The sequence below is a fragment of the Streptomyces sp. NPDC102441 genome (assembly GCF_044765585.1).
Classification (GTDB): domain Bacteria; phylum Actinomycetota; class Actinomycetes; order Streptomycetales; family Streptomycetaceae; genus Streptomyces.
In genome coordinates, this window is the sequence record NZ_JBIWKH010000005.1 from 188,232 (window position 1) to 201,943 (window position 13,712).

General features: G+C 71.4%; 9 protein-coding genes. 7 read left to right on the top strand and 2 right to left on the bottom strand.

The annotated features are described in order from the left end of the window. Nucleotides 1-89 precede the first annotated feature (89 nt). The 3 genes from mutA to meaB are packed head-to-tail and all read left to right on the top strand — an operon-like array spanning nucleotide 90 to nucleotide 5,187. Nucleotides 90-1,946 (top strand): methylmalonyl-CoA mutase small subunit, encoded by a 1,857-nt coding sequence (gene mutA, locus ACIREO_RS12350; protein ID WP_404107858.1) that lies wholly within the window; start codon nucleotides 90-92, stop codon nucleotides 1,944-1,946. Further along, nucleotides 1,946-4,180, top strand: coding sequence for a methylmalonyl-CoA mutase (scpA, locus tag ACIREO_RS12355; protein WP_404107861.1), 2,235 nt, complete (start codon nucleotides 1,946-1,948; stop codon nucleotides 4,178-4,180). The genes mutA and scpA overlap by 1 nt, the downstream gene beginning before the upstream one ends. Before the next feature lie 11 nt (nucleotides 4,181-4,191). Beyond that, complete coding sequence (gene meaB / locus ACIREO_RS12360) at nucleotides 4,192-5,187, top strand: methylmalonyl Co-A mutase-associated GTPase MeaB (RefSeq protein WP_404107863.1); 996 nt, start codon at nucleotides 4,192-4,194, stop codon at nucleotides 5,185-5,187. Between the two features lie 18 nt (nucleotides 5,188-5,205). Here meaB and ACIREO_RS12365 read toward each other — a convergent pair whose 3' ends face one another. Continuing rightward, nucleotides 5,206-6,696, bottom strand: coding sequence for an MFS transporter (locus tag ACIREO_RS12365; RefSeq protein WP_404107866.1), 1,491 nt, complete (start codon nucleotides 6,694-6,696; stop codon nucleotides 5,206-5,208). Between the two features lie 118 nt (nucleotides 6,697-6,814). On the opposite strand from ACIREO_RS12365, the gene ACIREO_RS12370 reads away from it, so the two are divergent. Both ACIREO_RS12370 and rho read left to right on the top strand, forming a co-directional pair. Further along, nucleotides 6,815-7,321: a MarR family winged helix-turn-helix transcriptional regulator gene (locus ACIREO_RS12370; protein ID WP_404107869.1), complete on the top strand. Its 507-nt coding sequence runs from the start codon at nucleotides 6,815-6,817 to the stop codon at nucleotides 7,319-7,321. 269 nt (nucleotides 7,322-7,590) lie between these two features. Continuing rightward, nucleotides 7,591-8,730, top strand: a complete 1,140-nt coding sequence (gene rho, locus ACIREO_RS12375; protein WP_404107871.1) for a transcription termination factor Rho — start codon at nucleotides 7,591-7,593, stop codon at nucleotides 8,728-8,730. An 82-nt stretch (nucleotides 8,731-8,812) separates the two neighbouring features. On the opposite strand, the gene pgm is transcribed toward rho, so the two are convergent. After that, nucleotides 8,813-10,459, bottom strand: a complete 1,647-nt coding sequence (pgm, locus tag ACIREO_RS12380) for a phosphoglucomutase (alpha-D-glucose-1,6-bisphosphate-dependent) (protein WP_404107874.1) — start codon at nucleotides 10,457-10,459, stop codon at nucleotides 8,813-8,815. 596 nt (nucleotides 10,460-11,055) lie between these two features. Between pgm and ACIREO_RS12385 the strand changes: the two genes are divergently transcribed. Together ACIREO_RS12385 and ACIREO_RS12390 are read left to right on the top strand one after the other, a co-directional pair. Then, nucleotides 11,056-12,231, top strand: a complete 1,176-nt coding sequence (locus ACIREO_RS12385; protein WP_404107877.1) for a glycosyltransferase family 4 protein — start codon at nucleotides 11,056-11,058, stop codon at nucleotides 12,229-12,231. After that, nucleotides 12,228-13,712, top strand: coding sequence for a sugar transferase (locus ACIREO_RS12390; protein ID WP_404107880.1), 1,485 nt, complete (start codon nucleotides 12,228-12,230; stop codon nucleotides 13,710-13,712). Before ACIREO_RS12385 ends, ACIREO_RS12390 begins: the two co-directional genes overlap by 4 nt.

Consider the following 13,712-nt stretch of genomic DNA (forward strand, 5'->3'; position numbering starts at 1 on the left):
CTACCCAGCGGATCCGGCACATTTCGGAGAGTGCAAGGTCACAGCCGGTGGCCCTGCTGCTCATCGGAGTGCTGACCTAGCATCTGAGCATGACGGTCCTGCCTGCTGACGGGCTTTCTCCGGCCGCCGAGTTCGCCGACCCTTCCCACGACCAGTGGCAGAGCCTTGTCGAAGGCGTACTGCGCAAGTCGGGCAAGGAAGTCACGGGCGCGGCCGCCGAGGAGGCGCTGTCCACCGCACTCGAGGACGGACTCACGGTCCGCCCTCTGTACACCTCTGCCGACGTATCGGCGGACCCCGGTCTGCCCGGCTTCGCACCCTTCACACGGGGCAGCAGGGCGACGGGGAACACCACGGCCGGCTGGGACGTGCGCCAGCGCCACGCGCTGGCCGATCCCGTGCGCCTCAACGAGGCCGTGCTCGGCGATCTGGAGAGCGGCGTCACGTCGCTCTGGCTGGCCGTCGGCGGGCCTGGCGGGGTGCCGGTACCCGGCCTCGCCCGCGCACTGGAGGGCGTGTATCTCGATCTGGCGCCAGTCGTGCTCGACGCGGGTGCCGATCCTGGCCCCGCCGTCCGTGAGTTGCTCGGGCTCTACGAGGCCCGCGGTGTCGCGAAGGAGGCCGCACGCGGCAGCCTCGGGGTGGATCCGCTCGGGCAGGCCGCACGCTCGGGCACCGAGCCGGGGCTGGGCGACGCCGTCCACTGGGCGCGGCTGTGCTCCCGGGAGTATCCCGGGCTGCGCTCCCTGGCCGTGGACGCGCTGCCGTATCACGAGGCGGGCGGCTCGGCCGCCGAGGAACTGGGGCTCTCGCTGGCCACCGGGGTCGCCTACCTCCGCGCGCTGACGTCGTCGGGGCTCTCCGTCGAGGAGGCGTGCGCGCAGCTGGAGTTCCGGTACGCCGCGACGGCCGACCAGTTCCTGACGATCGCGAAGCTGCGCGCCGCCAGGCGGCTGTGGGCCCGTGTCGCCGAGGTCTGCGGGGCTCCGGGCGCAGGGGCCCAACGGCAGCACGCCGTCACCTCGTCGGTGATGATGACGCGGCGTGATCCATGGGTGAACATGCTGCGGACGACGCTGGCCTGTCTGGGCGCGGGTGTCGGCGGAGCCGAGTCCGTCACCGTACTGCCGTTCGATCACACACTGGGTCTGCCGGACGCGTTCGCCAGGCGGATCGCCCGCAACACCTCGACGATCCTGATGGAGGAGTCGCATCTGGCCCGGGTCACGGACCCTGCGGGCGGTTCCTGGTACGTCGAGCGGCTGACCGATGAACTCGCCGCTGCCGCCTGGGCGTTCTTCCAGGAGGTCGAACGGGCCGGCGGCCAGGCGGCCGCCCTGCGCTCCGGCATGGTCCAGGAGCGGCTCGCGGCCACCTGGGCGGCCCGGAGCCGGGATCTGGCACGGCGCAAGGAGCCGGTCACCGGGGTCAGCGAATTCCCGTCCCTCGACGAGCGGGTGGTGGAGCGCGAGCCCGTACCCGCCGCGCCGTCGGCCGGCGGGCTGCCCGAGGTGAGGCGCGACGAGGCGTTCGAGACGCTGCGGGCCAGGTCGGACACGCACCTCGCGGCCACGGGCAGCCGGCCGAAGGTGTTCCTTGCCGCACTCGGGCCGGCGGCGGTGCACACCGCTCGGGCCTCCTTCGCGGCGAATCTCTTCCTCTCGGGCGGTATCGAACCCGTCCACGTCCCGGTTTCGGTGGACGCGTCGACCGCTGCCGCGGCCTTCACCGCCAGTGGGGCCACGATCGCCTGCCTGTGCTCGACGGACACGCTCTACGCCGAGCAGGGCGACGCCGTCGCCTCCGCTCTCAGGGGCGCGGGCGCCGGCCAGATCTTCCTCGCGGGGCGGCCGGGCGAATTCACCGGGGCCGACGTCCATGTGTTCGCCGGCTGCGACGTGGTCTCCGTACTCTCCTCCGAACTCGACCGCATGGGAGTGGCGTGATGCAGACACCCGAGACCACGGCGTCCCCCGGGGCCCCTGTGCCGGACTTCTCCGACGTCGCGCTGAACGGCGGGACCCCCTCCGGGGTCACCGAGGACCAGTGGCACGCCGCCGTGAAGGAGTCGGCCGGCCGGTCCGAGGAGGAGCTGCTCTGGGAGACCCCGGAGGGCATCGACGTCAAGCCGCTGTACACCGGGCGGGACCTCGAGGGGCTCGACTTCCTCGGCAGCTATCCCGGCATCGCGCCGTACGTGCGCGGCCCGTACCCGACGATGTACGTCAACCAGCCCTGGACGATCCGCCAGTACGCCGGGTTCTCCACCGCCGAGGAGTCCAACGCCTTCTACCGGCGGAACCTCGCGGCCGGACAGAAGGGGCTGTCCATCGCGTTCGACCTGCCCACCCACCGGGGCTACGACAGCGACCACCCCCGGGTGACGGGCGACGTCGGCATGGCGGGCGTGGCGATCGACTCGATCTACGACATGCGCCAGCTGTTCGACGGCATCCCGCTGGACCGGATGTCGGTGTCGATGACGATGAACGGCGCGGTGCTGCCCGTGCTCGCCCTGTACATCGTCGCCGCGGAGGAGCAGGGGGTCGCCCCCGAGAAGCTGGCCGGGACCATCCAGAACGACATCCTCAAGGAGTTCATGGTCCGCAACACCTACATCTATCCGCCCGGCCCCTCGATGCGGATCATCTCCGACATCTTCGCGTTCACCTCACAGAAGATGCCCCGCTACAACTCGATCTCCATCTCCGGCTACCACATCCAGGAGGCCGGAGCGACGGCCGACCTGGAACTGGCCTACACCCTGGCCGACGGGGTGGAGTATCTGCGGGCCGGGCAGGCGGCGGGCCTCGACGTGGACGCCTTCGCCCCGCGCCTCTCGTTCTTCTGGGCGATCGGCATGAACTTCTTCATGGAGATCGCGAAGCTGCGGGCGGCGCGGCTGCTGTGGGCGAGGCTGGTCAGGGAGTTCGGCCCGAAGAACGCCAAGTCCCTCTCGCTGCGCACCCATTCGCAGACGTCCGGCTGGTCCCTGACCGCGCAGGACGTGTTCAACAACGTGACCCGTACCTGTGTCGAGGCGATGGCGGCGACCCAGGGGCACACCCAGTCGCTGCACACCAACGCCCTGGACGAGGCGCTCGCGCTCCCGACGGACTTCTCGGCGCGGATCGCCCGCAACACCCAGCTGCTGCTCCAGCAGGAGTCCGGCACCTGCAGGGTCATCGACCCGTGGGGCGGCAGTGCGTACGTGGAGAAGCTGACGCACGACCTTGCGGCGCGGGCCTGGCAGCACATCGAGGAGGTCGAGGCGGCCGGCGGCATGGCCAAGGCCATCGACGCGGGCATCCCGAAGCTCCGCATCGAGGAGGCCGCGGCCCGCACCCAGGCCCGGATCGACTCCGGGCGCCAGCCCGTCATCGGCGTCAACAAGTACCGCGTCGAGACCGACGAGAAGATCGACGTCCGGTCGGTCGACAACTCCTCCGTACGCACCCAGCAGATCGAGAAGCTGCGCCGGCTGCGCGAGGAACGCGACGAGACGGCCTGCCGGGCGGCGCTGAGCGCGCTGACGGAGGCGGCCGGGCGGGACCCGGGCCCGGGGCTCGACGGCAATCTGCTGGCGCTGGCTGTCGACGCGGCCCGGGCCATGGCCACGGTCGGCGAGATCTCCGACGCGCTGGAGAAGGTGTACGGCAGGCACTCGGGACAGATCCGTACGATCTCCGGGGTGTACCGCAAAGAGGCAGGAGAGTCCCCGTCCGTGGACCGTACCCGCACGCTGGTCGACGACTTCGAGGAGGCGGAGGGGCGGCGTCCGCGCATCCTCGTCGCCAAGATGGGCCAGGACGGTCACGACCGCGGCCAGAAGGTGATCGCGACGGCCTTCGCCGACCTGGGCTTCGACGTCGACGTCGGCCCGTTGTTCCAGACGCCGGGCGAGGTCGCCCGGCAGGCGGTCGAGGCGGACGTGCACGTCGTGGGCGTCTCGTCGCTCGCCGCCGGTCACCTCACACTCGTGCCCGCGCTGCGCGAGGAGCTGGCCGCCGAAGGCCGGGAGGACATCATGATCGTGGTGGGCGGGGTCATTCCGCCGCAGGACATCGAGGCGCTGCACGAGGCGGGTGCCGCCGCGGTGTTCCCGCCCGGCACCGTGATCCCGGACGCCGCCCACGATCTGGTCACGCGGCTCGGTGCCGCGCTCGGCCACGAGCTGTGAGCCGCTGACGGATGGCGCGGCACATCAAGATCGACATCGACGCGTACGTCAGGGGTGTGCTCGACGGGAAGCGTGCGTTCGTGGCACGCGCGATCACTCTCGTCGAGTCCGCCCGCCCAGATCACCGGGTGCTGGCGCAGCGACTGCTGAGCGAGCTGCTGCCCTGTTCGGGGCAGGCCAGGCGGATCGGGATCAGCGGGGTGCCCGGCGTGGGGAAGTCCACGTTCATCGACGCGCTCGGCACCCTGCTGACGGGGCTCGGGCACCGGGTCGCCGTGCTGGCCGTGGACCCGTCGTCGAGCCGTACGGGCGGTTCCATCCTGGGCGACAAGACCCGGATGGAGCGGCTGGCCGTGGACGCGCGGGCGTTCGTACGCCCCTCCCCCACGGCGGGGACCCTCGGCGGGGTGGCCAGGGCGACCCGCGAGTCCATCGTGGTGATGGAGGCCGCCGGCTACGACGTGGTGCTGGTGGAGACGGTCGGGGTCGGGCAGTCGGAGACGGCGGTCGCCAACATGGTCGACACCTTCCTGCTGCTCACCCTGGCCCGTACCGGCGATCAGCTGCAGGGCATCAAGAAGGGTGTCCTGGAGCTGGCGGACACCATCGCGGTCAACAAGGCCGACGGCCCGCACGAACGCGACGCCCGCTCCGCCGCACGTGAACTGGCGGGTGCGCTACGGCTGATGCACCCCGTGGACGCGGCCTGGACTCCCCCGGTGCTGACGTGCAGCGCCAGGGAGTCGACCGGTCTGGACACCCTGTGGGAGCGACTGGAGCAGCACCGTACGCTCCTGGAGTCCACCGGTCGGCTGTCGGCCAAGCGCCGCGAGCAGCAGGTGGACTGGACCTGGGCGATGGTCCGTGACGAGCTGCTGGACAGCCTGCGCAGCCACCCGGCGGTGCGTGCGCTCACCCCGGAGGTCGAAAAGCTGGTCCGTGAGGGCGAGTTGACGGCGACGCTGGCCGCCGGGCAGATCCTGCAGGCGTTCCGCGGGGAGGACTGAGGGCCGCCCTGCCCGGGTTCACACGGCGGCGCGCCGTGTGCCGGTGGGGGTGTCGTCGGCGATGCCGTGCTGGTCCTCGTCGGGGCGCCCCTGCCCGGGCAGCAGAAAGGTGATGGCGAGGAAAGCGGCCAGGAGGCATGCCTGGACGATGAGGGCGTGGTGGAGTCCGCCGGTGAAGTCGCCGCTCTCGGCCCGTGCGAAGAACAGGGAGCCGAAGACGGCGACGCCGACGGAGCCGCCGATGGACTGGACGGCGGACAGGACTCCGGAGGCGGATCCGATCTCCTTGTCGTCGACGGCGGCGAGGACGAAGCTGAACAGGGCGGCGATGACCATGCCCGCGCCGATGCCGGAGACGGTGATGCCCGGGGCGATGTCCCAGATGGAGAACGCGGCCGTGGTGAGGCCGTCCAGCTCGAACCAGAGCAGTGTCGCACCGGCGAGCTGGACCAGCGGGCCGATCTGGAGGACCTTGCGGCCGATCCTGTCCGCGAGGAAGGCGCCGCTGACCGCCCCGCCGATCGCCGTGCCCACCGCGAGCGGCAGGTTACCGAGTCCCGCGTCACCGGCGGTGAAGTGCCGGCCGATCTGGAGGTAGAGGGTCAGCACGAGTTGCGTGCCGACGAGTCCGGCGAAGAACAGGGCGATGCCGCCGAGCCCGACGGTGAAGGCGGGCTTGCGCAGCAGGCCGGGAGTGACCAGCGGTTCACGGCCCGCCGCTGCCGTACGGCGCTGGTGCACCGCGAACAGGACGAACCCGATGGCCGAGGCGGCCATGCACAGCCATGTCCACAGTGGCCAGCCGTCCTCCTGTCCCTGGTTCAGGGGAAGGACGAGGAGCGCGCAGGATGCCGCGACCAGCGCCGCGCCGGACATGTCGACGCTCACCGTGCGGTCGCCGGCCTTCTTCGGTACGCACTTCGCGGCGGTTGCCAGGGCGGCGATGCCGATGGGCAGGTTGACCAGGAACACCGACCGCCAGCCCAGGCCGAAGAAGTCGCCCTCGATGAGGAAGCCGCCGAGGACCGGGCCGATGATGCCGCCGAGCCCGAGGACGGGGCCGAAGATCCCGAAGACCTTGGTGAGTTCGGGCCCGGTGAAGTTCTCCCGCAGCAGGCCGAGGCCCTGCGGCAGCAGCATCGCCCCGGCGGCGCCCTGCAGCAGCCGGAAGGCGATCAGTGTTTCGATGTTCGGCGCCAGCGCGCACAGCAGCGAGGTGGCGGTGAAGGCGGTCAGGCCGATCAGGAACATGCTGCGCCGCCCGTAACGGTCACCGAGCCGGCCACCGAGCACGAGCCCGGCTCCCAAGGTGAGGGCGTAACCACCGATCACCCACTGAAGGCCGACGGAACTGGCGCCGAGGGATTTTTCCAGTGCTGGTCCGGCGACGTTGACGATGGAGGCGTCCAGGAGATCCATGACCTCCGCGACCAGCATCACCACAAGGATCAGCCACCGCCATCGGTAGGGCTCGGTGGCCTCGTGGACGGTGGGGGAAGGGTCACGCATTACTCAGTACCTCCATCGTGAAGTAATTCCATGATGAAGGTAAATTGATGGCGGTAGGTTGTCAAAGCGGGCCGACGACGCGGATCGCGTGGCAGGAGAGAAAGGTGGCGGGCCTCCCATGGAGGAAGCGGTGCGGGACGGTGTGGCGGCGCAGCGTGAGCGGCTGATGGAAGGGCTGCGTGGCTACGGAGGCCACTACGCCGAGCTCAGCCGACGCTTCGCCGCCTGGCTGGGCCTGCACTCCACCGACGCCACCGCGGTGCTTGAGATCGCTGCCGCCGAGGAGCGCGGCACGCCCCTGTCGCCGGCGCGGCTGAGCGAGCGGATCCCCCTGTCCACGGGCGCCACCACCGCGCTCCTGAACCGTCTCGAAGCGGCGGGGCACATCACCCGCACCCGCGAGCACTCCGACCGGCGTGTCATCACCCTGCGCAGCGGCCCGCACATCCAGGAACGGGCGGACGAGTTCTTCGGCCCGCTCGCCCGCCGCCTCGACACCGCGATGGCGCACTATCCGCCGGAACTCCTGGAACGGTTCGAGTCCTTCGTGACCGACCTGAACTCCACCATGGACGCTCACCTCGCGGAGCGGAGCACGGCGACGCGGCGTTCCCCCGGCAGCTGAGGGCTTTCCGGCATCACGCCACGGGAGGGCCGGGCCTTCCCCTCCCCGGCCTTGCGTGGTACGTTGCGATCAGCACGCGTGGACACCCCCATCGGGCCCCGGTGCTTCCTCTCCGCTGTTGCGCCCGGCCCTCGCGGCCGGCGATCCAGCTTCTCGTAACACCTCTTCCGTCCGGTCCGGGCTTCTCATGCCCGTCGTACGAGGCGTGATTCCGCCGCCTTGCCTTCGCCGGACCTCTCATTCGCCATGTCCGCGAAAGGACCCACCCCATGACCAGCACACTCGAACGCCCCGTAGTCCGGCAGAACCAGCCCGTCCCCGCCGTCGGTGTCCTCGACACCACGAACAACGGACATGGCGTCCTGCGCACCGACGGTGGCCATCCCTCCCCCCGTGACGTCCAGGTGTCGCCCGCACTGATCCGGCGGTACGCCCTGCGCAAGGGCGATGTCGTCGAAGGGACCTGCGAGCGCCCTCGTGCCCTGTCCGGCGTCGACTCCGTCAACGGCCGTGCGGCGCACGAGCTCCGGGGCCGTCCGCACTTCCGTGACCTCACCCCGCTCCACCCCCGGGAGCGGCTGCGCCTTGAGCGGCCGGACGGGGGCCCGGCCCCCCGGATCGTCGACCTCGTCTCCCCCGTCGGCAAGGGTCAGCGCGGCCTGATCGTCGCGCCGCCGAAGACCGGCAAGACCGTGCTGCTGCAGCAGATCGCGGCGTCGGTCGCCGTCAACCATCCCGAGTGCCATCTGATGGTGGTCCTCCTGGACGAACGTCCCGAAGAAGTCACTGACATGCGCCGTTCCGTGCGCGGCGAGGTGTACGCCTCCACCTTCGACCGGCCCGCCAAGGAGCACATCGCGCTCGCGGATCTCGCCGTGGAACGAGCCAAGAGGCTGGTCGAACAGGGCTGCGACGTCGTGATCCTCCTCGACTCCCTGACCCGGCTGTGCCGCGCGCACAACAACAACGCCGGGGCCGGCGGCCGCACTCTGAGCGGCGGCGTGGACGCCGGGGCTCTCATCGGCCCCAAGAAGCTGTTCGGATCCGCCCGGCTCGCCGAGGAGGGCGGCTCGCTCACCATTCTGGCGACCGTGCTGGTGGAGACCGGCTCCCGCGCCGACGACTACTTCTACGAGGAGCTCAAGAGCACCGGCAACATGGAGCTCCGCCTCGACCGGGCGTCGGCGGACCGGCGGGTCTTCCCCGCCGTCGACATCACTCCTTCCGGCACCCGTCGCGAGGAACTCCTGCTGCCCGCGGGGGAACTGGCCGCCGTACGGAGCCTGAGGCGCGCCCTGGGGTCGAGGGACTCCCGGACCATGCTCGAAGCGCTGCTGGACAGGATCCGCAGGACCCCCGACAACGCCGCCTTCCTCCGGCAGGTCGAGCAGACCGTTCCCGGCGCGTGACCGTATGCACGGCATCCGGGCGCGGCCGGCGGACCCTGGAAGTCGGGCGCGCCCGGATGACCGGGCACGCCCGCCCGGCCGCTCAGCCCGTGGCACCCAGCGCGTCGGAGACCAGCGCGCGGGCCTCGTCCTGGACCCTGGCAAGGTGTCCGGCGCCCTGGAAGCTCTCCGCGTACACCTTGTAGACGTCCTCCGTGCCTGACGGGCGGGCCGCGAACCACGCACTGTCCGTGCAGACCTTGAGCCCCCCGATGGCCGCGCCGTTGCCGGGCGCCTCGGTGAGCACCGCGGTGATCGGCTCACCGGCCAGCGTGTCCGCGGTGACCTGCTCCGGGGAGAGCCTGGCCAGCACCGCCTTCTGCTCCCGGGTCGCGGGGGCGTCGATACGGGCGTAGGCCGGGTCGCCGAACCTGGCGGTGAGTTCGCCGTAGTGCTGGGAGGGGGTGGAGCCTGTGACGGCCGTGATCTCCGAGGCGAGCAGGGCGAGCAGGATGCCGTCCTTGTCGGTGGTCCACACCCGGCCGTCGCGGCGCAAAAAGGATGCTCCGGCGGACTCCTCTCCGCCGAACCCCAGCGTGCCGCCGAACAGCCCGTCGACGAACCACTTGAAGCCCACGGGGACCTCCACCAGTCGCCGTCCGAGGTCCGCGACGACCCGGTCGATCATGGAGGAGGAGACCAGGGTCTTGCCGATGCCGGTGCCGGCGGGCCAGTTCTCCCGGTGGGAGCAGAGATACCGGATGGCCACGGCCAGGTAGTGGTTCGGGTTCATCAGCCCCCCGTCCGGCGTGACGATGCCGTGCCGGTCGGCGTCCGCGTCGTTGCCGGTGGCGATGGTGTACGCGTCGCGCTGCTCGATCAGCGAGGCCATGGCGTGCGGGGATGAGCAGTCCATGCGGATCTTGCCGTCCCAGTCCAGCGTCATGAAACGCCAGGTGGGATCGGCGAGCGGGTTGACCACCGTGAGGTCGAGCCGGTGCCGCTCGGCGATGCGCCCCCAGTACGCGACCGATGCGCCGCCGAGGGGGTCGGCGCCGATCCTGATCCCGGCATCGCGTACGGCGTCCAGGTCCAGGACGGCCGGGAGATCGTCGACATAAGCGGTCAGGAAGTCGTGGCGCCCGGTGGTTTCGGCGGCCAGTGCCCGGGCGTAGGGGATCCGCCGGACCTCCTTGAGCCCTCCCCCGATCAGGGCGTTGGCCCGGTCCTGGATCCAGGAGGTCGCGTCGGAGCCGGCCGGCCCGCCGTGCGGCGGGTTGTACTTGAACCCGCCGTCCGCGGGCGGGTTGTGCGAGGGCGTGACGACGATGCCGTCCGCGAGGCCGGCCGTACGGTCCCGGTTGTACGTCAGGATCGCGTGCGAGACGGCCGGGGTCGGGGTGTAGCCGTCGTCGCTGTCGATCAGGACGGTGGCGCCGTTGGCGGCGAGTACCTCCACCGCCGTGATCCGGGCGGGTTCGGACAGCGCGTGGGTGTCGGCCCCGAGGAACACCGGCCCGTCGGTTCCCTGCCGCTTCCGGTAGTCGCAGATGGCCTGGGTGGTGGCGGCGATATGGTCCTCGTTGAACGCCGCCGCGAGCGCCGATCCGCGGTGCCCCGACGTTCCGAAGGCCACACGCTGGCCGGGCTCGTCCGGGTCGGGGTGGACCGTGTAGTAGGCCGTCACCAGCCGTGCCACGTCCACCAGGTCTCCGGGCTGCGCCGGCTGACCGGCCCGTTCGTGAACCATCGCTTCTCCTCTGTCCTCATCGGCCGTTCGCGGACCGCCACCGGACGGACGATCACCACGAGTTGTACCCGATACTGCCTGTCCGGCGGCGCTCCCGGGTACGCGGCCCGTCGGCTGCACGTCCGGCCCACGACGGATCCGGGGCCTTCTCGCCATGGCAGGCCGGTTCGCACGAAGAGGGAGCCGACCCGGAGAATGCCGTACCGGGCGACCGGAAACCGGCAGCGGGAATTCCCGAGCTCAACTGGCCGGGAATTGCGACACATTAACGGCGGACACATCCGGAACCCACTGGATACGTCATCGGAATACAGCCTCGGGACACAGGAGAGGCGTACGGCACGGCCATCATGCGGCACAGTGACGGACAAATGCATCCGTAGCAGTCTGACACGCCGCAGAACTCGGGGAACCGGTGGTCGGGGGCCTGTCCGGGGGTAAGCCATCCGGATACGAGCGCGAGTCATGCGTGTTTTCCCACGCACGGTCTGCCAGAGTTCAGTTCGGTTTTATCCACTTGATCTCCGCCGCCATTTTCCTTGCCGCCGGTGTTTTCCCGAACCGGCTCTTCGGGGGCCTGTGAAAGAGAGCCGTGCGTGCTGCAGAAGAGTTGCACCGACGAGAGTCGGCTGACAGTGCTTCACCTGGTCCAGCCGGTGGAGGGGGGAGTCGCACGGGTCGTGACCGACCTCGTCGCGGCACAGGTACGGGCGGGGCTGCGGCCCGTCGTGGCCTGCCCGCCGGACGGGCCGCTGGCGTCCGGGGCGTCCACCGCCGGGGCGCGGGTGTGCGCCTGGCCGGCGGAGCGCGCCCCCGGCCCCCGGCTCGGCCGGGAGATCCTCACGGCGAGCAGTCTGATCCGCGCGTGCGCCCCCGATGTGATCCACGCCCACAGCGCGAAGGCCGGGCTCGCCGGCCGGCTGGCCGTGCGCGGCCGGATCCCGACGGTGTTCCAGCCGCACGCCTGGTCGTTCGAGGCCCTGGAAGGCCGGGCCGCCGGACTGGCCGCCGCGTGGGAGCGGTTCGGGGCGCGGTGGAGCGACCGCATCCTCTGTGTCAGCGAGTCCGAGCGTCTGACCGGACAGCGCGCGGGTATCACGGCGCGCTGGTCGGTCATCCACAACGGCGTCGACCTCTCCCGCTTCCGGCCGGCCCGCGAGGACACCGCAGCGTCGGCCCGTTCCTCGCTCCCGGTGCTCGACGGGATCCCGGCCGAGGTGCCGCTCGTCGTGTGCGTCGGACGCCTGAGCCGGCAGAAGGGCCAGGACGTGCTGCTGCGGGCCTGGCGGACGGCAGCGCCGGGCGGTGCGCGACTGGTCCTGGTCGGCGACGGACCGTACGGGGACGAACTGCGCCGCACCGCCCCTCCCGGCGTGCTCTTCGCGAGAGGGAGCGAGGATGTGCGGCCCTGGATCCACGCGGCGGACCTGCTGGTCCTCCCTTCGCGCTGGGAGGGAATGGCGCTGGCCCCCCTCGAAGCGATGGCCTGTGGCACGCCGGTCCTGCTGACCGATGTCGACGGGGCCAGGGAGAGCCTGCCGCCCGGACACCTGTCCCACTGCCTCGTGCCGCCCGATGACCCCGGGGCCCTCGCGGACGCGCTCACCACGCTGCTGGGCGACCCGGCGCTGCGGGCGGAACTCGGCCGCACGGCGCAGAGCCGCACCCGGTCGGTCTTCGACGTGACGAAGACCGCCGGAGCGGTCCTGCGTCTCTACCAGGAACTTGTCGGCCAGTCCCATCCCACGACGAGGAAGCGCACCGAGCGATGACGACGGAGAGTGCACCTGTCCCCCGAGCCGCCCAGGCAACCGCCGTACGGCGTGCGGCTCCCACGATCCGCCCGCCGCGCAGCGGCAGGGAGGGCGCCGCGGCCCCACGGACCGCAGGGGGCCTCGGGTGGGTCCGGGCTCCGGCGCAGCTGATGGCCTGCGACGTACTCGCCCTCGGCATGGCCGTTGCCCTGGTCGCACCTGGGCCGTGGCCGACGGTCGTCGCCCTCCTGCAGGCCGCCGCCCAGCTGCTCCTGAACGCCTACCGGGGCCTGTACCGGACCGGGCTCTCCCCGTCCGCCCTGGCCGAACTGCCCGCGCTGGCCGGGCTGGCCGTGGTGCAGTGGTACGTCGCCGCCGAGACGATGTCCGCGCACGATCCGAGCCACGCCGCCGGGTGGCTGGCGCTCGGCCTCGCGGCCGGCTTCCAGACTTTGGTGAGCTGCGGGTCACGCGCCGTGGTCCACCGGTCCCGGCTGTGGTCGGCCGCACGTGATCCGCAGTCCACCCTGGTGGTCGGCGACGGTCCGTCGGCCGACCGGGTCGTCGCCGTTCTGCAGGAGCACACGCGGTACGGGATGCGACCGGTCGGCCGGGTGGCGGGCTCCGGCCCGGATGCGGACCAGGCGGCGGACCTGCCGGCGGGCGAAGCGCCCCTGCCCGTCCTGACGTCGGTGCAGGACGCCGGACGGGCGGTCGTGCAGAACTCCGTACGGCACGCCGTCTTCACGGTCCCGCCCGAGGCCGCGTCCGGCGGGGCGGAACTCTTCGCCCTGTTCGCGCGGCACGGCTGCCGGGTGTGGCTGATCACCGATCAGGCACCTGCGCCGTACCGGTCCGCACCCCGGCCGGACCATGTGTGGGGGTTCGCGGCGCACGCGCTGCACCCGGGGCCGCACCGTCCGGGGGCGCACCGGGTGAAGCGTGCCATGGACGCGGTCCTGGCCATGGTCGCCCTGGTCGCGGCGTCCCCGGTGATGGCCGCCTGCGCTCTCGCCGTGCGTGTGTGCGACGGTCCGGGCGTCATCTTCCGCCAGGAGCGGATCGGCGGGCACGGACGCCCGTTCGTCCTCCTGAAGTTCCGCACGCTGCGCGCCGACGCGCACGAGTCGGCCACCCGGTGGAACGTGGCGGCGGACCGGGGCATGAGCCGCGTCGGCAGGTTGCTGCGCAGGACGTCGCTCGATGAGCTGCCGCAGCTCTGGAACGTCGTACGCGGAGACATGAGCCTGGTCGGGCCACGCCCCGAACGCCCCTATTTCGTCCAGCAGTTCAGCCGGAAGCATCCCGGTTACCGGTACCGGCACCGGATGCCCGTCGGCATCACGGGACTGGCCCAGGTGCACGGTCTGCGCGGCGACACCTCGATCGAGGACCGGGCGCGCTTCGACAACCGGTACATCGAGACATGGTCGCTGTGGCAGGACATGTGCGTGCTGGCGCGCACGGCCGGCTCGGTGTTCCGGCTCGGAGGCAGCTGA

Bases quoted from the DNA above. Each gene is read 5' to 3' on its own strand.
- pgm (WP_404107874.1), bottom strand. From the start codon at position 10,459: ATGGTTCACGAACGGGCCGGTCAGCCGGCGCAGCCCGGAGACCTGGTG.
- ACIREO_RS12365 (WP_404107866.1), bottom strand. From the start codon at position 6,696: ATGCGTGACCCTTCCCCCACCGTCCACGAGGCCACCGAGCCCTACCGA.
- ACIREO_RS12390 (WP_404107880.1), top strand. From the start codon at position 12,228: ATGACGACGGAGAGTGCACCTGTCCCCCGAGCCGCCCAGGCAACCGCC.
- ACIREO_RS12370 (WP_404107869.1), top strand. From the start codon at position 6,815: ATGGAGGAAGCGGTGCGGGACGGTGTGGCGGCGCAGCGTGAGCGGCTG.
- rho (WP_404107871.1), top strand. From the start codon at position 7,591: ATGACCAGCACACTCGAACGCCCCGTAGTCCGGCAGAACCAGCCCGTC.
- mutA (WP_404107858.1), top strand. From the start codon at position 90: ATGACGGTCCTGCCTGCTGACGGGCTTTCTCCGGCCGCCGAGTTCGCC.
- meaB (WP_404107863.1), top strand. From the start codon at position 4,192: ATGGCGCGGCACATCAAGATCGACATCGACGCGTACGTCAGGGGTGTG.
- scpA (WP_404107861.1), top strand. From the start codon at position 1,946: ATGCAGACACCCGAGACCACGGCGTCCCCCGGGGCCCCTGTGCCGGAC.